Raw genomic sequence first — 24,403 nt, forward strand, 5'->3', positions numbered from 1 at the left:
CCATGTCTGACCTCCGCAAGATCAATATCGACGGGCAGGAAATCGAAGTCGATGGCGCGATGACCCTGATCCAGGCTTGTGAGCAAGCCGGGGTAGAAGTGCCGCGCTTCTGTTATCACGAACGTTTGTCGATCGCCGGGAACTGCCGGATGTGTCTGGTCGAGGTTGTTGGCGGCCCACCGAAGCCTGCGGCCTCGTGCGCGATGCAGGTTCGGGACCTGCGTCCCGGGCCAGAAGGGCAGCCGCCTGTGGTCAAGACCAACTCGCCTATGGTCAAAAAGGCCCGCGAAGGGGTGATGGAGTTCCTGCTGATCAACCACCCGCTGGATTGCCCGATTTGCGATCAGGGCGGTGAGTGCGACCTGCAGGATCAGGCGATGGCTTATGGCGTCTCGGGTTCACGCTTCAAAGAGGCGAAGCGCGCGGTCGATGATCTGGATCTTGGTCCGCTGGTTGGCACGGCGATGACCCGTTGCATCAGCTGCACCCGCTGCGTGCGTTTCACGACCGAGGTCGCTGGGATCGCTCAGATGGGTCAGACCGGGCGGGGTGAGGATGCCGAGATCACCTCGTACTTGAATCAGACTCTGGATTCGAACCTGCAGGGCAATATCATCGATCTGTGCCCGGTCGGGGCGCTGACGTCGAAACCCTACGCCTTTACTGCCCGCCCATGGGAGTTGACCAAGACAGAAAGCATCGACGTTATGGATGCCCTTGGATCGAACATCCGCGTAGATACTAAAGGGCGCGAAGTGATGCGCTTTTTGCCACGCAACCATGATGGCGTGAATGAAGAGTGGATCAGCGACAAGACCCGCTTCGTCTGGGATGGCTTGCGCCGCCAGCGATTGGATCGGCCGTATATCCGAGAGAACGGCAAGTTGCGCCCGGCTACATGGCCCGAGGCGCTGACCAAAGCTGCTGAGGCACTGAAAGGGGCTGAAAAGCTTGCGGGGATCGTAGGTGATCTGACCTCGGTCGAAGCAACCTTTGCCCTGAAGCAGATGATCGAAGGGCAGGGCGGTGTTGTCGAATGCCGCACCGATGGGGCCAAGTTGCCTGCGGGCAATCGGGGTGCCTATGCCGGCACTGCTGCAATCGAAGATATCGATACGGCGGAACGTATTCTGTTGATCGGTACCAACCCGCGTGATGAAGCCCCTGTTCTGAACGCGCGAATCCGCAAAGCCTGGACGCACGGGGCCGAGGTGGCTCTGGTCGGTCCGGCAGTCGATCTGACCTATGACTATCATCACATGGGCGATGATCGTGCGGCCTTGCAGAAGGTCGTCGACATGGGGGGCAATGAGGCCATCAAAGGTAAGCCTTCGCTGGTCATCGTAGGGCAAGGCGCGTTGCAAGAGGCAGATGGCGAGGCCGTTCTGGCGGCGGCGCAAATCATTGCAACCAATACAGAAAGCGGGTTGATCGTACTGCATACGGCGGCCTCACGCGTGGGCGCGATGGATGTAGATGCAACCAACGAAGGTGGCATGGATCCAATCAGCGCAGCGGACGTAATCTATAACCTCGGCGCGGATGAGGTCGAGATCGGTGAAGGTGCGTTTGTCATATATCAAGGCAGCCATGGGGACCGGGGTGCGCACCGCGCCGATGTGATCCTGCCGGGCGCGGCTTATACCGAGGAAAACGGTCTGTTCGTGAACACCGAAGGTCGCCCGCAACTGGCCATGCGCGCTGGTTTTGCACCGGGCGGCGCCAAAGAAAACTGGGCGATTCTGCGTGCGCTTTCGGCCGAGCTGGGTGCAACACTACCCTTCGACACGCTGGCGCAATTGCGGACCCTGCTGATCGAGGCCGTGCCACATCTGGCGCAGATCGATGAGGTCATCGAAAACGAAGTCCAGCCGCTCGACACAGCGCCGCTGGGTCAGGCCACGTTCCGCAACGCGGTCAAGGATTTCTACCTGACCAACCCGATTGCCCGTGCGTCTCAACTTATGGCCGAGCTTTCGGCACAGGCCCAGGCGCGTCAGGCCGAAAAGATCGCGGCGGAATGAACCAGAACCGTTTCATATCGCTTGCAAAAGCGGCTGCCGGGTGGCAGTTCGCCGCGCTGGATTTGTGTGTGAAACTTAAGATTAAGGGTAGCGCAGAAGCAGCAGATGCTGTTTACACCAACGCGCCGACCCAGTCGCTCTTTGCGCAGGCATCTGGCCTTTGCATCGCGGGCGGAAAACGGAATACCCACGGTGTGAGGACCAATGGCTGAATTCTTTAACACCCCAGGCGGAATAGCCATCATCATTCTAGCGCAAGTGCTTGCCGTTGTAGCGTTCGTGATGATCTCGCTTTTGTTCCTTGTTTACGGCGACCGCAAGATCTGGGCCGCTGTCCAGATGCGCCGAGGTCCGAACGTTGTAGGCGCTTACGGCCTGCTGCAATCGGTGGCCGACGCGCTGAAATACGTGGTGAAAGAGGTTGTCATCCCTGCTGGGGCAGACCGGACCGTCTTTATCCTTGCGCCGCTGACCAGCTTTGTTCTGGCGATGATCGCCTGGGCTGTAATTCCATTCAACGATGGCTGGGTGCTGTCGGATATCAACGTTGCCATTCTCTATGTTTTCGCTGTGTCTTCTTTGGAAGTTTATGGCGTGATTATGGGTGGTTGGGCGTCGAACTCAAAGTACCCGTTCCTTGGCTCGCTGCGCTCTGCCGCGCAGATGATTTCTTACGAAGTCTCCATCGGCCTGATCATCATCGGTGTGATCATCTCGACCGGGTCGATGAACTTTGGCGACATCGTCCGCGCGCAGGACGGCTCGTTTGGATTCTTCAGCTGGTATTGGCTGCCGCACTTCCCGATGGTGTTCCTGTTCTTCATCTCGGCATTGGCAGAAACCAACCGCCCGCCGTTTGACCTGCCCGAGGCGGAATCGGAACTGGTGGCCGGTTATCAGGTCGAATACTCGGCCACGCCATTCCTGCTGTTCATGGCCGGAGAATACATCGCAATCTTCCTGATGTGCGCCCTGACCACGCTGCTGTTCTTTGGCGGCTGGCTGTCGCCGATCCCGGGACTGCCGGATGGTGTGCTGTGGATGGTCGCCAAGATGGCGTTCTTCTTCTTCATCTTCGCGATGGTGAAGGCGATCACGCCTCGATACCGCTATGACCAGCTGATGCGCTTGGGCTGGAAAGTGTTCCTGCCGTTCTCGCTGGCTTGGGTGGTTTTCGTTGCTTTTGCTGCAAAATTCGACTGGTTCTGGGGCGCGTTTGCCCGTTGGAGCGTAGGAGGCTGACATGACGCAAATCGACTACACGCGCGCTGCCAAGTATTTCCTGCTACAGGACTTCTGGGTCGGTATGAAATTGGGGCTGAAGTATTTCTTCGCCCCGAAAGCCACCGTGAACTACCCGCATGAAAAGGGCCCTCTCAGCCCGCGCTTCCGTGGCGAACACGCCCTGCGCCGTTATCCCAACGGTGAAGAACGCTGTATCGCTTGCAAACTGTGCGAAGCGGTTTGTCCGGCGCAGGCCATCACCATCGACGCCGAACCGCGCGAGGACGGCAGCCGCCGCACCACGCGCTATGACATCGACATGACCAAATGCATTTATTGCGGTTTCTGCCAAGAGGCCTGCCCGGTCGATGCCATCGTCGAAGGCCCGAATTTCGAATTCGCCACCGAGACCCGTGAAGAGCTGTTCTACGACAAGGAAAAACTGCTGGATAACGGCGAACGCTGGGAAGCCGAGATCGCCCGCAACTTGGAACTGGACGCACCGTACCGATGAGTGACAGCCCGAAAAATCCGTTCGAGCTGATGATGAAGCAGGCTCAGGACATGGCCAAGGCGATGAACCCGGCGATGGAGAATTTCTCGCCCAAGGGGTTTGAGGCGCTGTGGCCGACCATGCCCAAAGAGGTCATGGAGATGATGTTCGGTAACACCGTCAACAAGGACGGGCTGGATGCCAAAACCCGCCTGCTGCTGACGCTGGCCGGGCTGACCTGTCAGGGCGCGCAAGCGGATAGTGCCGTGCGCCAAACTGTGCGCCACGCGCTGGAAGCGGGTGCCAAGAAACAAGAGATCGTGGAAACGATCGGTCAGATGTCGGTCTTTGCCGGCATCCCGGCCATGACCCGTGCGCTGGATCTGGCGCAAGAGGCCATGGGCGACAACGAGGATGAGGATCAATGACCGTCTTTGCCTTCTATCTGTTTGCCATCAGCGCCATCACCGGCGGACTGTTCACGGTGATCAGCCGCCAGCCAGTGCACTCGGTGCTGTGGCTGATCCTGTCCTTCCTGTCGGCGGCGGGGCTGTTCGTGCTGCTGGGGGCCGAGTTCGTGGCTATGCTGCTGATCATCGTCTATGTTGGCGCGGTTGCGGTTCTTTTCCTGTTCGTGGTTATGATGCTGGACGTTGACTTTGCCGAGCTCAAGGCCGAGATGGCGCGCTATATGCCGCTGGCCTTGCTGATCGGTCTGGTCATCCTGATGCAGTTCGTCATGGCCTTTGGCGCATGGGACAGCGCGCAGGGTGCTGCGGCCAATCTGGCCCAGCCGGTTCCAGCAGACCGCCATAACACCGAGGCGCTCGGCGTCATCCTTTACGATCAATACTTCCTTCTGTTCCAACTGGCGGGCCTGATCCTGCTGGTGGCGATGATCGGTGCTATCGTGCTGACCCTGCGCCACCGTCAGGACATCAAGCGTCAGGACATCGTCGGCCAGATGATGCGCGACCCGGCCAAGGCGATGGAGTTGAAGGACGTGAAACCGGGGCAGGGACTTTGAGACGATGATCGGACTTGAACACTATCTTACGGTCGCGGCGACGCTGTTCGTCATCGGCATCTTCGGTCTCTTCCTGAACCGCAAGAACGTCATCATCCTGCTGATGAGCATCGAACTGATGCTGTTGGCGGTGAATATCAACCTCGTGGCGTTTTCCAGTTTCCTCGGCGATCTGGTTGGGCAGGTGTTTACGCTGTTCGTGCTGACCGTTGCGGCAGCCGAGGCGGCGATTGGTCTGGCCATTCTGGTCTGCTTCTTCCGCAACCGTGGCACCATCGCGGTTGAAGACGTCAATATGATGAAGGGCTAAGAGAACTATGGAAACCACCATCCTCTTTGCCCCGCTCGTGGGCGCGCTGATCTGCGGCTTTGGCTGGAAGTTCATTGGCGAGAAAGCCGCCATGTGGACGTCCACGGGTCTGCTGTTTCTGGCCTGTCTGCTGTCGTGGATCGTTTTCTTCACATTTGATGGGGTGACCCAGCAGATCGAGATCATGCGCTGGATCGAAAGCGGCTCGCTGTCGACAAGCTGGGCTATTCGACTGGACCGTCTGACTGCGATCATGCTGATCGTGGTGACGACCGTTTCGGCGCTCGTGCATCTCTATTCCTTCGGGTACATGGATCATGATCCGCAGTGGCGTGAGGGCGAAAGCTATAAACCGCGTTTCTTTGCGTATTTGTCCTTCTTCACCTTCGCCATGCTGATGCTGGTGACAGCGGACAACCTGGTGCAGATGTTCTTTGGCTGGGAAGGCGTGGGTGTCGCTTCGTACCTGTTGATCGGCTTCTACTATCGCAAATCTTCGGCCAATGCGGCGGCGATGAAAGCGTTCATCGTGAACCGTGTGGGTGACTTCGGATTTGCGCTTGGGATCTTCGCAATCTTCTTCCTGACCGACAGCATCAATTTCTCGGACATCTTTGCATCCGCCCCGGCGCTGGCCGAAGAAAAGCTGCACTTCCTGTGGGGTGAGTGGACTGCGATTGAAGTCATCTGTGTGCTGCTGTTCATCGGCGCCATGGGTAAATCGGCTCAGTTGATCCTGCACACCTGGTTGCCGGACGCGATGGAAGGCCCGACTCCTGTGTCTGCCCTGATCCACGCCGCGACCATGGTGACGGCGGGTGTCTTCCTGGTCTGCCGCATGTCGCCGCTGATGGAGTTTGCTCCGGGCGCAACCGGCTTCATCACGGTACTGGGCGCGTCCACCGCGTTCTTTGCGGCCACCGTGGGTCTGGTGCAAACCGACATCAAGCGCGTGATTGCGTATTCGACCTGTTCTCAGCTTGGATACATGTTCGTGGCTGCAGGCGTGGGCATGTACTCGGCGGCGATGTTCCACCTGTTCACACACGCCTTCTTCAAAGCTTTGTTGTTCCTTGGCGCCGGGTCAGTGATCCATGCGATGCATCACGAGCAGGAGATGACTGAATACGGCGGTCTGCGTAAGAAAATCCCCTATACCTTCTGGGCGATGATGATCGGCACGCTGGCCATCACCGGCGTTGGTATTCCGCTGACCACATTTGGCTTTGCCGGGTTCCTGTCCAAGGACGCCATCATCGAGAGCGCTTATGCGGGCGGCTCGGGCTATGGCTTCTGGTTGCTGGTTGTGGCGGCTGCGTTCACCTCGTTCTACAGCTGGCGTTTGATCTTCCTGACCTTCTACGGTGAGCCGCGTGGCGACGAACATACGCATGATCACGCGCATGAAAGCCCGATGGTCATGCTGGTGCCGCTGGGCGTTCTGTCACTGGGCGCGGTTTTTGCCGGGATGATCTGGTACGGCAACTTCTTTGGCCACGCCGACAAGGTTGGTAAGTTCTACGGCATCCCTGTTGCTGAAGCGTCAGAACACGCAGAGGCCGGCGATCACGGCAAAGCCGAAGAGCATGACGATGCCGCACATTCGGATGACGGTCATGCGGATGATGGTCATGGCGCTGAATCACATGCGGATGAGGGCCTTGCAGACGACGGCCACGGTGACAAAGCTGCTCATGGTGGTGATCACCACTATGCCTTTGTCGGCGAACCGGGCGAGGGCGCGCTGTATATGGCACCGGACAACCACGTGTTGGACGATGCGCACGCCGCTCCGAAATGGGTTAAGGTCTCGCCCTTTGTCGCGATGGTGCTGGGCTTTATCGTGGCCTATTGGTTCTACATCGTGAACACGACGCTGCCCGCGCGGTTGGCCGACAACCAGCGCCCTCTGTACCTGTTCCTCAAGAACAAGTGGTATTTTGACGAGATCTACAACGTGATCTTTGTCAAACCCACCATCGCCCTTGGTCGCTTCCTGTGGAAACGCGGCGATGGAAATACAATTGATGGCTTCCTGAACGGAGTAGCAATGGGCGTTGTTCCCTTCTTTACCCGCCTCGCAGGCAAGGCGCAGACCGGGTACATCTTTACCTATGCCTTCTGGATGGTGCTGGGCATCGCAGCCCTTGTGACCTGGATGTCTATCGGCGGAGGGGCCAACTAATGGACAATATCCTCTCTATCGTTACGTTCATCCCGGCGATTGCAGCAGGTATTCTGGCGCTGTTCCTGCATGGGGATGACGCTGCGGCCCAACGCAATGCCAAGTGGATCGCGCTGTTGGCGACGACCGTGACCTTCCTGGTATCGATTGGCATCTACACCGGCTTTGATCCCTCGAACCCCGGCTTCCAAATGGTGGAAGAGGGTGAGTGGCTGATGGGTCTGAAATACAAGATGGGTGTGGATGGCATCAGCGTTCTGTTCGTGCTGCTAACCACCTTCATCATGCCATTCACCATTCTGGCCAGCTGGAATGTAACCGACCGCGTCAAGGAATACATGGTCGCCTTCCTGCTGCTGGAAACCCTGATGCTGGGCGTGTTCATGGCGCTGGATCTGGTGCTGTTCTACCTGTTCTTCGAGGCTGGCCTGATCCCGATGTTCCTGATCATCGGCATTTGGGGCGGTAAGGACCGTATCTACGCCAGCTTCAAGTTCTTCCTCTACACCTTCCTTGGCTCGGTGCTGATGCTGGTGGCGATGGTTGCAATGTATGCAGATGCGGGCACCACGGATATTGAGGCGCTGATGAGCCACCAATTCTCATCGGAAAGCTTCAGCGTGCTGGGCATCTATGTTGTCGGTGGTATGCAGACGCTTATGTTCCTGGCCTTCTTTGCGTCGTTTGCGGTGAAGATGCCGATGTGGCCGGTGCACACCTGGTTGCCGGATGCGCACGTTCAGGCCCCAACTGCAGGGTCGGTCGTTCTGGCGGCGATCCTGTTGAAAATGGGTGGCTATGGCTTCTTGCGATTCAGCCTGCCGATGTTCCCTGTGGGTTCCGCGGTGATGACCGATCTGGTGCTTTGGATGTCTGCGATTGCGGTTGTTTACACTTCGCTGGTGGCACTGGTGCAAGAGGACATGAAGAAGCTGATCGCTTACTCGTCGGTCGCGCATATGGGCTTTGTGACTATGGGCATCTTTGCGGCAAACCAGCAGGGCATCGACGGCGCGATCTTCCAGATGCTGAGCCACGGGTTTATCTCGGCCGCGTTGTTCCTGTGTGTCGGCGTGATCTACGACCGGATGCATACTCGGGATATCGAGGCTTATGGCGGTCTGGTCATTCGGATGCCTGCCTACGCGCTGGTCTTCATGCTCTTCACCATGGCCAATGTCGGTCTGCCGGGCACATCCGGGTTCATCGGTGAATTCCTGACTCTGATGGGGGCCTTCCAGGTCAACACTTGGGTAACGGCTGTGGCCGCGACCGGTGTGATCTTTTCGGCCGGTTATGCGCTGTGGCTGTACCGTCGCGTGGTCTTTGGCGATCTGATCAAGGAAAGCCTGAAGGCAATGACCGACATGAGCTCACGCGAACGTCTGATCTTTGCCCCACTGATTGTGATGACCATCCTTTTGGGCGTCTACCCGTCGCTGGTAACGGATGTGATCGGGCAATCCACTGCCGCACTGATTTCGAACTATGACACGGCTCTGGCCGCGGCTGAGGCTGCGAACCAGACGGCCGCTTCGCACTAAGGGAGCTTTGGAGACATGATCCAGGCTGATCTGACAATTATCCTGCCGGAAATCATTCTGGCGCTTTATGCGATGGCGGCGCTGCTGGGGGCTGTCTACACGACGAAAGACGGCATGGCACCTCTGCTGGTCTGGACCACGGCCGGTTTGATGGCCCTTCTGGCGATTTGGATTGCCACCCAGGGTGAAGGCACCAATGTGGCGTTCAACGGTATGTTCGTCGATGATGGGTTCGCCCGCTTTGCAAAAGTTGCCATTCTGCTTTCGGCAGGTGCCGTACTGGTCATGAGCCAGGAATACATGGCGCGCCGCGATCTGCTGTGTTTTGAGTATCCGCTGCTGGTCGCACTTGCCGCCGTTGGCATGATGATGATGGTCAGCGCGGGTGATCTGATGTCGCTTTATATGGGGCTCGAGCTGCAATCGCTGTCGCTCTATGTCGTGGCAGCACTGCGTCGCGACAGCGCCAAGTCGACCGAAGCGGGTCTGAAGTATTTCGTGCTGGGTGCGCTCAGCTCGGGCTTGCTGCTTTATGGTGCGTCGCTGGTTTATGGCTTTACCGGAACCACGCTCTTCTCGGGCATCATCACGACCGTTCAGGCCGGAGACGTTTCGATTGGCCTGCTATTTGGTCTGATCTTCCTGATCTCAGGACTCGCCTTCAAAGTCTCGGCCGTGCCGTTCCACATGTGGACACCGGACGTGTACGAAGGCTCTCCAACGCCAATTACAGCCTTTTTTGCGACCGCGCCGAAAGTGGCCGCCATGGCCCTTTTTGCCCGGCTGATGCATGACGCGTTCGGAGGCATTGTGAAAGACTGGCAGCAGGTGATCGTGCTGCTTTCGGTACTGTCGATGTTGCTGGGTGCTGTCGCCGCGATTGGCCAGCGCGACATCAAACGTCTGATGGCATTCTCGTCAATTGCCCACATGGGCTATGCTTTGATCGGTCTTGCTGCAGGTACCGAGTTGGGCATCAAAGCGATGCTAATGTATCTGGCCATATACGTGACCATGAACATCGGAACCTTTGCCTTCATCCTGATGATGGAACGTGACGGAAAACCGATAACCGATATTGATGCCTTGCGCCAGTATTCCAAGCGCGATCCGGGCAAAGCCCTTGCCGTTTTGATCCTGATGTTCTCGCTGGCCGGTGTGCCGCCGATGCTGGGCTTTTTTGCCAAGTTTGGGGTTTGGCAAGCGGGTGTAAGCGCAGGGTTGACCGGCCTTGTGATCGTCTCGGCCATCGCGTCCGTCATTGGTGCGTTCTACTACCTGCGGATCGTGTTCTATATGTATTTCGGGGCTGAAAACGAAGAGCCAATCGAGACCCGATCGACGCCCGTTCTGTGGGTGGCTTTGATGGGATCTGCGGCGTTGATGCTGGTCGGCATCTTCTATCAGTTCGGTGTCGAGGGCGCAGCAGCAGCTGCTGCGGCGACGCTTGTCAACTGAACGTCTTGAACATTCGAAAGGAGGGGCTCGGTCACGTGACCGAGCCTTTTTGATATGAGTAAATGGCCCCAAGGCTACGGTCTGCACGAGGTGCAGGAAGTCGATAGCACCCTGAACGAGGCGGCGCGGATCGCACCCAATGCCCGTGGTCCTGTCTGGATCATGGCGCATCATCAGACAGCAGCCCGCGGGCGGCGTGGACGGGCCTGGGCTAATCCTATGGGCAATCTGGCCGCGACGTTGCTGATGCGTCCGCAAGGCGCGCCGGAACAGGCGGCATTGCGCAGTTTTGTGGCCGCGCTGGCCCTGTTCGATGCCTGTGTCGCCGTAACCGGAAGAACGGCCGGGCTGTCGCTGAAGTGGCCCAATGATGTCCTGCTGAATGGCGGTAAGCTTGCCGGTATCTTGCTGGAAAGCACCGGGCAGGGGCACGGTGTGGCGCATCTGGCGATCGGTATCGGGGTAAACCTGGCCAATGCACCGGATGCGGATGCGGTCGAACCTGGTGCGATGCGGCCTGTTTCACTGCTGTCAGAAACCGGGACGCACGTCTCGCCAGAGGATTTTCTGACCGAGCTTGCAGGCGCCTTTGCCACTTACGAAACCCAATTTACCACTTATGGGTTCGAACCGATCCGTACTGCTTGGTTGGCCCGCGCGGCCCGGTTGGGAGAGGTTATCACCGCACGTACCGGAACGTCAGAGACGGTAGGAACATTCGAAACAGTGGACGCAAGCGGCAACCTTGTCTTAAACACCGCCAAGGGCCGCGTGAGCATTCCCGCGGCAGACGTGTATTTCTGAAAGGGGCGTTAAATGCTTCTGGCCATTGATTGCGGCAACACCAACACCGTTTTCTCGATCTGGGACGGCGAGAAGTTTCTGTGCACCCTGCGCACGTCGACCCACCATGCGCGTACGGCGGATGCATATTTCACATGGTATTCGACGCTGGTGAAACACTATGGCATTGAGGCGGTCATAACGGATGTCATCATCGCCTCGACTGTGCCGCGAGTGGTGTTCAATCTGCGCATTTTTGCGGATCGCTTCTTTGGGTGCCGCCCGCTGGTGGTTGGCAAGCCTGACTGTCTGTTACCTGTGCCCCCTCGTGTGGATGAGGGAACCGTACCCGGGCCTGACCGGCTGGCCAATGCAGTGGGCGCGTTTGACCGGCACGGCGGAAACGTGGTCGTGGTGGATTTTGGCACTGCAACGAACTTTGATGTGGTTGCAGCCGATGGGGCCTATGTCGGGGGAATTATTGCGCCCGGTGTGAACCTGAGCCTTGAAGCTCTGCATCAAGGGGCGGCCGCGCTTCCGCATATCGACATTACCCGACCGGATAAAGTGATCGGGACGAATACGGTTGGATGTATCCAATCTGGCGTGTATTGGGGCTATTCCGGCCTGATCGAAGGCCTGATCGCCCGGATCAAAAACGAATACGGAATGCCAATGAAAGTTGTCGGAACAGGAGGGCTAGCCCCTTTGTTCGATCAGGCCGACGTAGGGTTCGACGCAATCGAAGATGATCTGACGATGCACGGATTGACCGTGATCCATCGCTATAACAAGGAAAATAGCTCCGCATGAGCAGTGAAAGATTGATCTACCTGCCGCTGGGTGGCGCGGGTGAAATTGGCATGAATGCCTATGTGTACGGCTATGGTAAACCGGGACAGGAGCGCCTGATCCTTGTTGATCTGGGCGTCACCTTTCCGGACATGGACACAACGCCCGGTGTTGACCTGATTTATGCAGATATTTCTTGGTTGAAAGAGCGTGCGGATCAGCTGGACGGCGTCTTTATCACTCACGCGCATGAGGACCATGTTGGCGCGGTGGCCCATTGCTATGAAGCCTTGGGCACCCCGATTTATGCCCGCGCGTTCACGGCCAACATTGCACGCCGCAAGATGGAAGAACACGCGCACCCAACCGAGGCAGTAACAACCGTATCCGCTTGGCCCGAACATGTCTCGGTTGGTCCTTTCACGGTTGGGTTCCTGCCTGTTTCGCACTCGATCCCTGAAAGCGCGGCGTTAGTCATCGACACGCCTGCAGGACGAGTGGTGCATTCCGGTGACTTCAAGCTGGACGAGAATCCGGTCGTGGGCGAGGCTTTCGACCCAGACCTTTGGACCGAAGTGGCCAAACCCGGTGTCAAAGCCCTGATCTGCGACAGTACAAACGTGTTCTCGGCCCATCCCGGCCGTTCGGAATCCGAAGTTGGGCCGGAAATCACCAAACTGGTCGAAAACGCCGAAGGCATGGTCGTGGCGACCACGTTTGCCTCAAACGTTGCGCGGGTCAAAACACTGGCCGAAGCGGGTCAGCGGGCAGGGCGGTCGGTTGTTCTGTTGGGCCGCGCAATGCGCCGGATGATCGAGGCCGCAACCGAAACTGGCATCCTGTCGGATTTCCCAAAGGTGATCAGCGCGGAAGAGGCGTTGGATCTTCCACGCCAGAATCTGATGCTGATCGTGACCGGAAGCCAGGGTGAACGCCGTGCCGCCAGCGCTCAACTGGCCCGCGGCAAGTACCGGGGTCTGGAACTGGCCGAGGGCGACCTGTTTCTGTTTTCTTCTAAAACCATTCCGGGCAATGAGCGGGGCGTGATCTTCATCATGAACCAGCTCAGCGAAAAGGGCGTGGATGTCGTCGATGACAGTTCGGGTCTCTATCACGTGTCAGGCCATGCCAACCGGCCTGATCTTGAGAAGGTCCATGCGCTGATCGATCCGCAAGTCGTGATCCCGATGCACGGTGAACACCGTCATCTGCGCGAACACGTCAAACTGGCCGAGAATGGTGGCAGAAGTGGTGTGCTGGCGGTGAATGGCGCCATGCTGGATCTCAGTGGCAATGCCCCGGCTGTTGTCGACTATGTCGAAACCGGGCGCACATATCTGGACGGGTCGGTCAAGGTCGGCGCGTTGGACGGCGTGGTGCGGGATCGTATCCGCATGGCATTGAACGGCCATGTCACGGTCACCGTGGTTTTGGACGAGGAAGACGAACCGCTGGGTGAACCTTGGTGCGATACCATGGGCCTGCCCGAGATCGGAACTTCGCGCGCGGCTTTGGTGGAGGTTCTGGAGGAGGACCTGAATCAATTCCTGATGCGGGCTGCGGCCAAAACCCTGCGCGACGACGACAAACTGGAAGACGAGATGCGCCGGATCGTTCGGCAGACCGCGAAAGCGGAAATCGGTAAGAAGCCCGAAGTGACGGTGGTTGTCAGCCGGATGCGGTGACCCGGTACCGTCAGTCGTGTTCCGGCATCGGGTAACCCCTGAGGCGCAGGAACAGGTTGGCTTCTTCGTCATTCTTGTAAAACGGAACGGACACTGGAGGCTCGGGGGATGTAACCCGGGCCGCTACTTCGGCAAGAACAACCTCGGTTATGAAGGGCAGGTCCAAATCTCGCGCGCGGTCCAGTTGCACCCATTGCAGGTGCGACAGCTCGTCTGAGGCGCGACTGAAATCGTCCAGATCACCTTGCAAGGCTTCCGCGTCGACCAAAAAGAACCGTGCGTCAAACCGGCGAGGGCGACCGGGTGGTGTCACCGCGCGGAAAACGAACTGCAATGCAGCTGCAGATGGCACGTATCCCATGTCGGAAAAGCTTTGCCAGTCGTCAGGTGCGTGCCCCGGCCATGCGCCCGGCTGGCCCAGAACAAGGCCCGTTTCCTCCCAGAGCTCGCGAATGGCAGCGGCGGCCAGCGCGTGTTGCAATCCGGACTCGGCCTGTTCAGCCAAACGGTCACGGCACAGATCGGGCAGCTTGGTCGCCAGGGGCACTGCTGAATCCGCCGGATCAACGGCACCGCCAGGGAACACAAACTTGTTCGGCATGAACACGGCTTTGGACCCGCGTTGCCCCATAAGGATCGACGGATTGGTCCATCTGTCCCGCAAAACGATGACAGTTGCGGCGTCACGGATGGCGGTCTTGTCTGCTGTCATGTCTACGCCACCCGGCCCGGCAGGTTCAATTCGATGTTCCGAAACCGTGCATACGGCGGGCCCACTGATACGCGACAACGGCGCCTTTCAAACGGGGCAGCAGGTACAGCGACAGAGCAACGCAACCGATTGAGAAACCGATGGCCATGGTCCAGGGGTCTGGCCGCCAATGGACGTAGGACACGTGCAGGGCAGGCGCCAGCAGGTGACCAACAAGTAGAATCGTCAGATAGGCTGGCCCGTCATCGGCGCGGTGATGAAACAGCTCCTGCCCGCATTTCGCGCAGTTGTCATTGACCTTGAGATAGCTGTGCAACAGCTTGCCCTTACCACAGTTGGGGCACTTGCACCGAAACCCTTTAACAAGGGCGGGCCATGTTTCACGCTCTGTCTCGGTCGCGGTGTTGATCGTCTGATCCGTCATAATATAACTCGCGCATTAATCTTTGCCGGATAATGCGCCTGAACGGGCGGATTTGAAAGGGGGGTGCGTCGCTTTGCAACGCCCGATACCCAATGCGCAGAAATCGCTTCTGAATTCACTTTCAAAAAAATGCATTTTTCTGCGACGGAATTTTCGATGCCCCGCGTTTGAATTGGTATGAGCAGCGGCACTGGGGCCGCTTCAACACGGGAAAAACGAAATGAAAAACGCGACATTCATCACGGCTATTGTTTTGTCCGCAGTTGCTGTCACAGGCACATCGGTTCTGGCTGCCGGAAAAGGCGGACGCGAGCCTGTGTCCTTTCAGGAACTCGACGCCGATGGCGACGGTCAGGTGACCCAGCAAGAGATGGAGGCCCACCGCACCGCGCGTTTCACGCAAGCGGATACCGACGGTGATGGCCAGCTGAGCCTTGACGAGATGCAAGCTGCTGCACAGAAAAAGGCAAGTGACCGCGTCGCCAGGATGTTCGAAAAAAATGATGCGAACAAAGACGGGTTTCTCAGCCAGGACGAGTTGCCGAAACCCCGCCGGGCTGACAAGATGTTTGATCGGATGGACGCTGATAACAGCGGCGGGATCTCGGAACAGGAATTTGCCGATGCCAAAGACAAGATGGGACGGCACCACAAGAAAAAGCATCAAAACTCGGACGCAGACGATAGCTGATGCAGGATGGAGGATCTGACCTCCTACCCACAAGACGCCCGCGGTGCGATGTGCAGCGCGGGCACCCTCAGCGACGATGAGTTGCTGGGGCGCTTCGCCGATGGCAATGCCGAAGCCGCACGGGTTCTTACTGACCGTCTGGGGCCACGGTGTTACTCGGTCGCGTTACGAATGTTGGGCAATCGGGCCGAGGCGGAAGATGTGACGCAAGAGGCGATGATGCGGCTGTGGCAAATGGCACCGGATTGGGTGTCGGGCCAGGCTAAAGTCTCGACCTGGCTGTACCGAGTGACTTTGAATCTGTGCGTGGACATACGGCGCAAGAAGACACCGGACAGGCTGTCGGACGTTCCTGAGCCTGAAGATGGTGAAGCCAGCGTAGTTGACCGGATGCAGGATGAGGCGCGCAAGGATGCGTTGCAGATCGCTTTGGCCGAGTTGCCCGAACGGCAGCGGCAAGCGGTGGTGTTGCGCCATATTGAAGAGTTGCCCAACCCCGAAATTGCCGGGATCATGGGCATTTCCGTGGAAGCGGTTGAAAGCCTGACGGCGCGGGGCAAACGCAGTCTGGCCGCTATTCTGGCGGGACGGCGCGAAGAACTGGGGTATGACAATGGCGGATGACGATCTGGAACTGGATCATTTGTTTGCACAAGCGCGGCGACAACGGCCGGCTTTGCCAGACGATCTGGCCGTGCGCATCCAAACGGATGCAGAGGCGGTGCGCTTGGGCCGCATGAAACCCGCGCCACATCCGGGGCCTGCGTTGTGGGACAGGCTGGTGCGCAATCTGGGTGGCTGGCAGGGGTTGAGTGGCCTTGTTGCGGCCAGCGCGGCCGGTGTCTGGATCGGGTTTTCCGCGCCTGCCTTTTTGCCCGATCCCGCCGACCTGCTGACAACGCAAGAGACGGTCTTTTTTGTGGCCGACCTAGGATATGACACGAGTTTTCTGGAGACCACGGAATGAACGCTGATCCCAAACCCAAACGCCGATGGGTGCCTGTTGTCCTGGTTGTGTCTCTGGCTCTGAACCTGTTGATCGTTGGCGTCGCTGTAGGAACTGTGTTGCGCCTGAAAGGGGGGGATCACGCCAAGGTGCCGCCGGGATTTGGCCCGGCCTTGTACCGGGCGTTGCCAAAAGACGACCGCAAGGCGATGCGGAGTGAATTGGGGGACTTGCACAAGAAAGGTTCTAAGGGCCGCACGCAGGGTTTTGAGGCGATGAGCCAGGCATTGCGCGCCGTGCCTTTTGACCCGAATGCCGTCGAAACTCTGCTGCAACAGCAGGCGCAGGCCACGGCCAACCTGCAAGGGGCACTGCAAGCGCAATGGCTGATCCGCGTCACCGCCATGAGCGATGAGGAAAGGCAGGCCTATGCAGATCGATTGCAAGATGTCGTCAAGCGCGGCCCGCATAAACACAAGAAAAAGGACTGACCGGCGTCAGGCTGCGCTTTGCCGGATGCTCACCTGATTGCGTCCGGCTTTTTTCGCCGAATACAACGCTTTGTCAGCGGATTGAATCAGGGTCTCTACATGCGGAGTGAGGCTGTCCCGACCAGGGAACGCGTCCGGAGACATTTTTAGCCCGATACTGACTGTCACGTTGACCTCTGGTCCCTGTTCAGAAAGTTGAAACGGCGCGCTACAGATACTGCCGCAGAGAGTTTCAGCGAGCCGCACCGCTTGTTTGGGTGACACATCCGGCACTCCAATCATGAACTCCTCTCCACCTATGCGGGCGACAAACCCCCTTGGACCAAGAGCGCTACGCAAGCGCTCTGCGGCCTGCGTAAGAACGTGATCCCCGCTGGCGTGACCGTGGTCGTCATTAATCGTCTTGAAGTGATCGAGGTCAGCCAGCATGACCGCAAAGCCGCGTTTGGTTCGAGCGGATTCACGTGCGATCTGGTCCAGCGCGCGCATGGCAAACCGGCGATTGTGCAGCCCCGTCAGCGGGTCGACCCAGGAATCGGCAAGCCCCTTTTTTAGCGATATTCGCATGTGGTCCAGACGGGCCTTGCGCGCGATCTGGTTGTCCAATCGAAGCTGGATTTCCTGCGCACAGAACCCACCCAGGCACACGGCATCCGCACCCCGATCCAAGGCTTCGGATGCCTGAACAGCGTCGTTGTCTTTTAGCACTCCGATCAAGACGGTATTACGCGTGACACCCCGCGATCTGAGATCAGCCAGAATATTCAGATCGGAGGGATGCGGGCCCAGTTCGACCACGATAGCATCTGGGACAGCTCCGGACAGGAAGCCTTGAAGGTTCGACTGCAAGTGCCAGGACAATGTGTGTTGGCGCTGATCGCTCAACGCCTTTTGCCACAGCACGCCAGTTTGCACGGCGTGTGTCAGAACACTCACCTTTGCGGATTTGGGCGGGCGGATAATCGCTGGTGCGGGCTCACCGAACCCAATGGGTTGCGCGGCAGTGCCGACCTGCAGGTCCTGTCTGATTGCATGTGCGCGCAGCAAGCTTCGGATACGCGCCAGCAGCAAGGCATCCTTGAAGGGATGGGTCAATACATCGTCCAGCCCATCTTTCAGGGCACGCAACCGTGCGTCCCTGTCGTTTTGCGCGGCAATTGCAACAACCGGCACATCCTCCAGCCCGGGAACTGTTGCTATGACCTTTTTGACATCCGCAGCCGTTCCGTCCGGCAAGGTCTGCGCTGTCAGTACCAGATCAGGTTGCGTTCGACGCACAAGCGACAGCAATCCATCTATTTTTTCCCCCTGTACCACGTGGTACCAAGCCGCAGTCAGTTGAACTTTCAACATGATGCGATTGGTTGATACCCCGTCGAGGACAAGGATGGTTCCCTGCACAGACATAGTCGTTCACCGTTGATTGCATGCGTGAACAAAGTGTTTATGAGTCTGGTTAATAAACCCTTTCCATGACTGGATCTGAGCACAGTTTATGCCAATATCATCTGATTCCGCGGAAACACTCGCCCTGACGGCTCTGGGCTGGCTGGTTGGAAATGACGAGCTTTTGCCGGTGTTTCTGGGTTCGACGGGTGCATCAATCGAAGATGTGCGCGATCGCGCCGGGGACCCGGATTTTCTGGCGTCGGTAATGGACTTTCTAGTGCTTGACGATTCGTGGGTCATGGCGTTTTGTGACGCCAATGCGATCGCCTATGATCTGCCTGCCCAGGCAAGAGCGGTTTTATCCGGCGGCGCTGACATTCATTGGACCTGAAATCCTCTTCCGCTGGAGCACCTGATGCCGATAGATGCAATCGTCTTCGATAAAGATGGTACGCTGTTTGATTTTGCCAACACATGGGGTGGCTTTGGCCGCAGTTTACTGCTGCGCTTGACAGATGGTGACAAAGAACGAGCCGCCGGGCTTGGGCGCCTTATCGGTTATGATCTTGAGCAAGAGCGATATGCCGAAGACAGTATCGTGATCGCCGCGACTGTCGAAGAAATCGCCGATGTGTTGGCTGCACATGTGGATACCATGACCGTTCAAGAGATCGTGGATGTGATGAATGCCGAAGCCGCCGCAGCCCCTCAGTCCCCGGCTGTTCCGCTGGTCCCGTTTCTAGAGGGCTTGCATAAGGCAGGGCTGAAGCTGGGGGTTGCAACCAATGACAGTGAACATCCTGCGATGCAGCATCTGGAATCGGCAGGGATCAGCGAACATTTCGATTTCATAGCTGGATATGACAGCGGCCATGGATTTAAGCCGGGGCCCGGACAGCTATTGGCCTTTGCTGCGCATGTCGGCGTTGACCCTTCGCGGGTTGCGATGGTGGGGGACAGCCTCCATGACCTACAAGCCGGGCGTGCCGCGGGGATGACAACCATAGGGGTTTTGACAGGTCTGGCCGAGGCAGAAGTGCTGGCCCCAATGGCAGATGTGGTCTTGCCGGACATTGGACATATACCCGAATGGCTAGCGAAAAACCAATTGGGTTAAGTTGGCAATCGACCATCCGAGATAAAAAACCGACATTTCCTGTCGCAGACGGAGCGGCGAGAATCGTGTCTCATGGGCTTGCTTGTTTAACGCAGGAACGGAGGCAACGATGGGCGAGACACCAACACGCAAGCGTCGCGGCGGAGGACGCGCAGGGGCTGCCGCACGCAGAGGAAGTGCGGTGATTGACCAGATGCCTTGGAATCCGCCGGTCAATATCGACCGTCCGACAGAACCGTTGGACCAGGCCGGGATCGAAGCGATCCATGAAGGGGCCATGCGTATCCTTGAAGAGATCGGGATCGAATTTTACAACGAAGAGGCAATAGGCATCCTGCGTAAGGCGGGTTGCACCATCGAAGGTGACAATGTGCGCATGGGGCGCGACTTTGTCATGGAGATGATTGCGAAAGCCCCGAGTCAATTTTCCATCACGCCACGTAATCCGGATCGCAAGATCGAGATCGGTGGAAAGAACATGCTGTTCGGCAATGTCTCGTCGCCGCCGAATTATTGGGACATGGAAATCGGAAAGAAGGTGCCCGGAAACCGCGAGATGTGCCGGAATCTTCTGAAACTGACGCAGTACTTCAACTGCATCCATTTCGCGGGTGGATACCCGGTTGAACCAGTCGATATCCACGCCAGCATACGGCATCTGGACGTGCTTTATGACAAGCTGACGCTGACCGACAAAGCCATGCATGCCTATTCTTTGGGTAAGGAACGTGTCGAGGACGTGATGGAAATGGTGCGCATCGCTGGCGGCCTGAGCCACGAAGAGTTCGAGGCCACCCCGCGCGTGTACACCAACATCAACTCGACTTCGCCGCTAAAGCATGATCATCCGATGATCGATGGCTGCCTTCGGCTGGCACGGCGCGGGCAGGCGATTGTGGTGACACCCTTTACTCTGGCCGGGGCGATGGCACCGGTGACAATGGCAGGTGCCGTGGCCCAGTCATTGGCCGAAGCGCTGTGTGCGATCGCCTTGTTCCAATATGTGCGCCCGGGGATTCCCTGCGTCATCGGAACTTTTACGTCGAATGTGGATATGAAATCCGGCGCGCCGGCTTTTGGAACACCAGAGTACATGCGCTCGACCCAGATGACCGGACAGATGGCGCGCTTCTATGGCTTGCCGATGCGGTCTTCGGGCGTTTGTGCCGCAAACGTGCCCGATGGACAGTCTATTTGGGAAACCTCGAACTCGCTTTGGGCGTCCGTTCAATCGGGCACCAATATGGTCTATCATGCGGCTGGATGGCTGGAAGGCGGCCTGATAGCAAGCCCGGAAAAGTTCATCATGGATTGTGAAATCCTGCAACAAATTCAACGCTATATGAACCCAGAATTGACGGCTACCGGTCCCGACGAGATCGCGCTTGATGCGATCCGCGCAGTTGGCAATGACGGTCATTTCTTCGGCATTCAGCACACGCAGGACCGTTATACCACTGCATTCTATCAACCCTTTCTGAGTGATTGGAAAAACTATGAAGGGTGGGAGGTCGCTGGCGGCATCTGGACGGCTGAACGCGCCCATCACATGTTCAAGGAGATCATCTCGAGCTTTGAGGCACCGCCGATGGATGAAGCCATTCGCGAGGAATTGGCTGCCTTTGTTGAGCGTCGCAAAGCTGAGGGCGGCGCGCCGACAGATTTCTGATCAGGCAGCAAGTGTCGAAGTGATACCCGATTGAATTCGCTACAACTTAGGGTGGATTTTGGCTATTTGTTAAGACTTTTCAGCCCAGAGTGCAGGGAACACCAAATTGGGGTTTCCAATGCATGGTCTGATCAATCGGGCGATACAGTCTTTTGTCTGCGCAACCTATGGGCAACCCTATTGGGTGCGCGTGGCCGAGGCTGCGCAGCTTGGATTTGTCGAATTCGAAGCCATGCTTGTCTATGACGATGACGTAACGGCTAGAGTATTGGACGCGCTCAGCGGTGAACTGAACCGACCTAGGGCGGAAATTCTTGAGGATGTGGGGACTTACCTTGTGTCCCACCCGAATATGGAAGGGTTGCGCCGTCTGCTTAGATTTGGTGGCGTCAGTTATGTGGAGTTTCTTCATTCCCTTGACGATCTGGCTGACTGGGTGCGGTTGGCAGTGTCCGATTTGACCCTACCGGCCCTAGAATTGAGAGAGCTTTCGACAACAGAATACCAACTGTTTTGCTTCCCGGGTTTGTCTGGTTATTCCAGCGTGATGGTCGGTGTTCTGCGTGCCATGGCCGACGACTACGGAGCTTTGGTTATGTTGTCTCATGAGGGACAACAGCAAGACAGCGAAGTCATTTCCATAATGCTGGTTGAAAGCGCTTTTGCAGAAGGGCGGCATTTTGATTTGGGGGCTCGGACCGGATGACAGATCCTCGCGAGCTTGTCAGTCTGCTGGAAACGCTTTGCCCGATGTTTCTGTTGGTGGACCAAAACGGGTGTATTCAACAAGCCGGTCCAACCCTGCAAAAACTGAGACCAGACTTGCAGCTTGTGGGCCAAGGGTTTCTGGACGTTTTTGAACTGATCCGACCCAGAACAGTCACAACCATTCCGGCATTGATGTCGATGGCCAGGGCGAAACTGCACCTGAAATTCCATGATGAGCCCCGAACTGCACTCAAGGGGTTGGTCGCCCCATTGCCGCATTCTGGTGGCGCTGTCATCAACCTGTCATTCGGAATTTCAATTCTGGATGCGGTGCGGGACTACGCGCTGACAAGTGCGGATTTCTCAGGTACCGACCTTGCGATTGAATTACTTTATCTGGTCGAGGCCAAATCTGCCGCAATGGAGGCGTCGAGGTCGCTAAACCTGAGGCTTCAAGGCGCCATGCTGGCGGCTGAAGAGCAGGCTTACACCGACACACTAACCGGATTAAAAAACCGTAGGGCCATGGATCACGTGCTGGCACATATGATCTCTGCAAATTCGGCTTTTGCTCTGATGCATCTGGATCTTGATTTCTTCAAATCCGTAAATGACAGGCTGGGCCATGCGGCAGGTGATTTCGTCTTACAGCAAGCGGCCCGCATCATGCTTGAAGAAACGCGCGATGACGATACGGTTGCCCGTGTCGGAGGAGACGAATTTGTTATCGTTTTCAAAGGCCTGACGCGGGAAGACACGTTGGAGGCAATTGCAGGCCGCCTCATCCAGCGTTTGAACGAACCGATGCTTTTTCAAAACCAGAAATGCAGTGTGTCGGCCAGTATTGGCACAGCTTTGTCCACTCAGTTCCAAGTGCTTAAAGCGGCGGATATTCTGCATGCCGCTGATTTAGCGTTGTACCAAGCGAAACGCGACGGTCGGTCCTGTCATCGTTTGTATTCGACACTGACCAACGCGCGACCCTGAGCGTTAGACTGACGCGAACGCCTCAGTCACCTTCTTTGCAATTTGGTGCTGGATGGGTGCAAGCTCCCCGACGACGGGCATAACGGTTCCGTTAAACTTGGCGCGCGCCAGCTCATCGGGGACGTCCTCTAGGACATGCCCGCCGGTACAGGCGAAGAACGGCAGGCAAATCGCCTGATCTGACGCATCGTGTGCTGCCTCGGCAATCGAGGGCGGTTCTTCGACAAAACCAACGCGGATGGATTGGAAGGCAACTTGCGTGCCAAGCTGTCTTGCAAATTCGTTGGCCACCGCCGAAGGGTTGCGGCTGCGGCCTGACCCGTGCGCCGCGATCACCAGGTCAGTTGTCGAAGCTTTCCAATTCCGTTCCCGCAGTTTTGCATGCAACGCCTGCGCAGTAAGCGTGGGCAGATCGGGATCAATGCCCAAAGGGTCAAGAATTCGCGCGGCGTGGTCCCCGACCCGTTTCGGCAAGGCACTGGTCACAAACCAACCCTTTGCCATGAAAAGCGGATAGATCACTGTGTTTTCGGGTAGGCCGTCCAGTTGCGCCTCTAGCGCGCCGGGTTTAGCAAGTGTTGCCGAATGCACGGTCACAGAGCTTGTCAACGCGTCGACCTTGGCTGCAAAAGCAGCCAGTGCCGCTTCTGCCGGGTCCGGTTCGGAAGGCTGGCCATGGGCGACAATAATGGCGTGTGACATTCGGTACTCCCGCTGTTTTCTGCGATAAGTGTTACGGCACGACCTGAAGTCAACACCACAGTTAACCCAGAAGGGTCAGCCAAAGCCAGACGGTCAGAATGGACGTCGCTGTTCCGATCAGGACGGATGAAGCGGCAACACGTTTGGCGCGGCCATACATATTGGCAAAGATATAGGCGTTAAAGCCCGGCGCCATTGCAGCATTCAACACACCCGATCGGAACAGATCCTGTGGCAGGCCGGTAGATGCTCCGAATAACCACACTAGGCTGGGGTGGACCATCAGCGAGATGCAGCAAACGAAACCAATGGTACGCAGATCGCCTTCCGGTTTGTATTTGACCAAGACCCCGCCCAAAGCAAACAACGCGCCCGGTAAAGCCGCGCGGGTGACAAGCCCAAGGGCTTCGTCGACCACCGCAGGGATGACCAAACCTGTCAGGTTGACCAGGAAACCAAGCGCAATTCCCAGGATCAATGCGTTCTTGAACATTGCGGACAGAACCGAGCGTGCCATATGTACACCGCCGTTGCCGCGATTGCGCACGACCTCCATCACCGTGATCCCAACGCCGTAACAAAACGGGGAATGGAAGGCGATAATCGCGTAGTTGCCTGTCAGGTTCTCGGGGCCATAGGCGCGCTCGGTAATCGGCAGGCCCAGCAGGACCGAGTTGGAGAACAAGCAACAAAAGCCAATGGCGACGCAGTCTTCCCAGTCTCGGCCAAAAATGATCCGTGCTCCAAAGAGGCCCACGGTGAAGCACAACGCTGCAGCGGAATAGAAACTCGCCAGCAGCCGGGGGTCGAAACTGGCGCTAAGGTCCAGGTGTGCGATGGCCAGAAAAAGCAGGCAGGGGATCGCAAAGCCTTGGGTGAATTTCATCAACCCATCGACATGCTCTTGTTTGAAATAGCCTGTCCGAGTTGCCGTGTACCCGGCACCGATCACCAGAAAGACCGGAAGAATGACATCGATCAGGCTCTGAAGCATATGGCCCCCATGCGGCGCGCGTATTGCGGTATTGCGATGGCGCGGGGC

26 protein-coding genes are annotated in these 24,403 nt (G+C 57.5%); 21 read left to right on the forward strand and 5 right to left on the reverse strand.

Annotated features, from left to right (window positions below; translation table 11 throughout):
- Nucleotides 1–2 precede the first annotated feature (2 nt).
- From nuoG to GS632_RS09840, 12 genes are all read left to right on the forward strand, one after another.
- A complete protein-coding gene (gene nuoG, locus GS632_RS09785; protein WP_171237291.1) occupies nt 3–2,024 on the forward strand; it encodes an NADH-quinone oxidoreductase subunit NuoG in 2,022 nt (673 codons plus the stop codon).
- 204 nt (nt 2,025–2,228) lie between these two features.
- Entirely contained in the window at nt 2,229–3,266 is a 1,038-nt protein-coding gene (nuoH, locus tag GS632_RS09790; protein ID WP_171175157.1) for an NADH-quinone oxidoreductase subunit NuoH, read from the forward strand.
- Nucleotide 3,267: 1 nt separating this feature from the next.
- A complete protein-coding gene (nuoI, locus tag GS632_RS09795; protein WP_170343788.1) occupies nt 3,268–3,762 on the forward strand; it encodes an NADH-quinone oxidoreductase subunit NuoI in 495 nt (164 codons plus the stop codon).
- On the forward strand, nt 3,759–4,169 hold the full coding sequence (locus GS632_RS09800; protein ID WP_171175155.1) for a carboxymuconolactone decarboxylase family protein: 411 nt from the start codon (nt 3,759–3,761) through the stop codon (nt 4,167–4,169). Before nuoI ends, GS632_RS09800 begins: the two co-directional genes overlap by 4 nt.
- The gene (locus GS632_RS09805; protein ID WP_170615376.1) at nt 4,166–4,768 is read left to right on the forward strand and encodes an NADH-quinone oxidoreductase subunit J; all 603 of its coding nucleotides are present in this window, start codon (nt 4,166–4,168) and stop codon (nt 4,766–4,768) included. Before GS632_RS09800 ends, GS632_RS09805 begins: the two co-directional genes overlap by 4 nt.
- A 4-nt stretch (nt 4,769–4,772) precedes the next feature.
- Entirely contained in the window at nt 4,773–5,078 is a 306-nt protein-coding gene (gene nuoK / locus GS632_RS09810; RefSeq protein WP_005984024.1) for an NADH-quinone oxidoreductase subunit NuoK, read from the forward strand.
- Between the two features lie 7 nt (nt 5,079–5,085).
- A complete protein-coding gene (nuoL, locus tag GS632_RS09815) occupies nt 5,086–7,263 on the forward strand; it encodes an NADH-quinone oxidoreductase subunit L (RefSeq protein WP_171237292.1) in 2,178 nt (725 codons plus the stop codon).
- The gene (locus tag GS632_RS09820; protein ID WP_171237293.1) at nt 7,263–8,807 is read left to right on the forward strand and encodes an NADH-quinone oxidoreductase subunit M; all 1,545 of its coding nucleotides are present in this window, start codon (nt 7,263–7,265) and stop codon (nt 8,805–8,807) included. The genes nuoL and GS632_RS09820 overlap by 1 nt, the downstream gene beginning before the upstream one ends.
- Nucleotides 8,808–8,822: 15 nt before the next feature.
- Nucleotides 8,823–10,265 carry an NADH-quinone oxidoreductase subunit NuoN gene (gene nuoN / locus GS632_RS09825; protein ID WP_171721726.1) on the forward strand — a complete coding sequence of 481 codons (1,443 nt, stop codon included), beginning with the start codon at nt 8,823–8,825 and terminating at the stop codon, nt 10,263–10,265.
- 54 nt (nt 10,266–10,319) lie between these two features.
- Nucleotides 10,320–11,069: a biotin--[acetyl-CoA-carboxylase] ligase gene (locus GS632_RS09830; RefSeq protein WP_171175147.1), complete on the forward strand. Its 750-nt coding sequence runs from the start codon at nt 10,320–10,322 to the stop codon at nt 11,067–11,069.
- 12 nt (nt 11,070–11,081) lie between these two features.
- Nucleotides 11,082–11,861, forward strand: a complete 780-nt coding sequence (locus GS632_RS09835; protein ID WP_171237295.1) for a type III pantothenate kinase — start codon at nt 11,082–11,084, stop codon at nt 11,859–11,861.
- Nucleotides 11,858–13,525: a ribonuclease J gene (locus tag GS632_RS09840; RefSeq protein WP_171237296.1), complete on the forward strand. Its 1,668-nt coding sequence runs from the start codon at nt 11,858–11,860 to the stop codon at nt 13,523–13,525. Before GS632_RS09835 ends, GS632_RS09840 begins: the two co-directional genes overlap by 4 nt.
- Nucleotides 13,526–13,535: 10 nt before the next feature.
- On the opposite strand, the gene GS632_RS09845 is transcribed toward GS632_RS09840, so the two are convergent.
- Nucleotides 13,536–14,237: an NUDIX hydrolase gene (locus tag GS632_RS09845; RefSeq protein ID WP_171175141.1), complete on the reverse strand. Its 702-nt coding sequence runs from the start codon at nt 14,235–14,237 to the stop codon at nt 13,536–13,538.
- Nucleotides 14,238–14,262: 25 nt separating this feature from the next.
- Nucleotides 14,263–14,661: a DUF983 domain-containing protein gene (locus GS632_RS09850; RefSeq protein ID WP_171721725.1), complete on the reverse strand. Its 399-nt coding sequence runs from the start codon at nt 14,659–14,661 to the stop codon at nt 14,263–14,265.
- Between the two features lie 220 nt (nt 14,662–14,881).
- Here GS632_RS09850 and GS632_RS09855 point away from each other — a divergent pair, with 220 nt between their 5' ends.
- From GS632_RS09855 to GS632_RS09870, 4 genes are read left to right on the forward strand one after another with little or no spacing between them, the layout of a single operon-like run.
- Nucleotides 14,882–15,352, forward strand: a complete 471-nt coding sequence (locus GS632_RS09855) for an EF-hand domain-containing protein (protein ID WP_171721724.1) — start codon at nt 14,882–14,884, stop codon at nt 15,350–15,352.
- Between the two features lie 6 nt (nt 15,353–15,358).
- On the forward strand, nt 15,359–15,976 hold the full coding sequence (locus GS632_RS09860; RefSeq protein WP_171175134.1) for an RNA polymerase sigma factor: 618 nt from the start codon (nt 15,359–15,361) through the stop codon (nt 15,974–15,976).
- Complete coding sequence (locus tag GS632_RS09865; RefSeq protein ID WP_253284447.1) at nt 15,966–16,319, forward strand: hypothetical protein; 354 nt, start codon at nt 15,966–15,968, stop codon at nt 16,317–16,319. The genes GS632_RS09860 and GS632_RS09865 overlap by 11 nt, the downstream gene beginning before the upstream one ends.
- On the forward strand, nt 16,316–16,789 hold the full coding sequence (locus tag GS632_RS09870; RefSeq protein ID WP_171237299.1) for a periplasmic heavy metal sensor: 474 nt from the start codon (nt 16,316–16,318) through the stop codon (nt 16,787–16,789). The genes GS632_RS09865 and GS632_RS09870 overlap by 4 nt, the downstream gene beginning before the upstream one ends.
- A gap of 6 nt (nt 16,790–16,795) precedes the next feature.
- On the opposite strand, the gene GS632_RS09875 is transcribed toward GS632_RS09870, so the two are convergent.
- On the reverse strand, nt 16,796–18,196 hold the full coding sequence (locus GS632_RS09875) for a diguanylate cyclase (RefSeq protein ID WP_171721723.1): 1,401 nt from the start codon (nt 18,194–18,196) through the stop codon (nt 16,796–16,798).
- Between the two features lie 88 nt (nt 18,197–18,284).
- Between GS632_RS09875 and GS632_RS09880 the strand changes: the two genes are divergently transcribed.
- From GS632_RS09880 to GS632_RS09900, 5 genes are all read left to right on the forward strand, one after another.
- Complete coding sequence (locus GS632_RS09880; protein ID WP_171175120.1) at nt 18,285–18,569, forward strand: DUF3572 domain-containing protein; 285 nt, start codon at nt 18,285–18,287, stop codon at nt 18,567–18,569.
- Between the two features lie 24 nt (nt 18,570–18,593).
- The gene (locus GS632_RS09885; RefSeq protein ID WP_171175118.1) at nt 18,594–19,295 is read left to right on the forward strand and encodes an HAD family hydrolase; all 702 of its coding nucleotides are present in this window, start codon (nt 18,594–18,596) and stop codon (nt 19,293–19,295) included.
- Nucleotides 19,296–19,404: 109 nt separating this feature from the next.
- Nucleotides 19,405–20,964: a trimethylamine methyltransferase family protein gene (locus tag GS632_RS09890; protein ID WP_171175116.1), complete on the forward strand. Its 1,560-nt coding sequence runs from the start codon at nt 19,405–19,407 to the stop codon at nt 20,962–20,964.
- 118 nt (nt 20,965–21,082) lie between these two features.
- Nucleotides 21,083–21,670, forward strand: coding sequence for a heme NO-binding domain-containing protein (locus GS632_RS09895; RefSeq protein ID WP_171237301.1), 588 nt, complete (start codon nt 21,083–21,085; stop codon nt 21,668–21,670).
- On the forward strand, nt 21,667–22,659 hold the full coding sequence (locus GS632_RS09900) for a GGDEF domain-containing protein (protein WP_171175111.1): 993 nt from the start codon (nt 21,667–21,669) through the stop codon (nt 22,657–22,659). Before GS632_RS09895 ends, GS632_RS09900 begins: the two co-directional genes overlap by 4 nt.
- Nucleotides 22,660–22,662: 3 nt before the next feature.
- On the opposite strand, the gene GS632_RS09905 is transcribed toward GS632_RS09900, so the two are convergent.
- Nucleotides 22,663–23,361, reverse strand: coding sequence for a CbiX/SirB N-terminal domain-containing protein (locus GS632_RS09905; RefSeq protein WP_171175102.1), 699 nt, complete (start codon nt 23,359–23,361; stop codon nt 22,663–22,665).
- 61 nt (nt 23,362–23,422) lie between these two features.
- Entirely contained in the window at nt 23,423–24,355 is a 933-nt protein-coding gene (locus GS632_RS09910) for an AEC family transporter (RefSeq protein WP_171175100.1), read from the reverse strand.
- Nucleotides 24,356–24,403: the final 48 nt, after the last annotated feature.

Origin of the sequence: Ruegeria sp. HKCCD7296 (assembly GCF_013110775.1) — a bacterium.
Classification (GTDB): domain Bacteria; phylum Pseudomonadota; class Alphaproteobacteria; order Rhodobacterales; family Rhodobacteraceae; genus Ruegeria.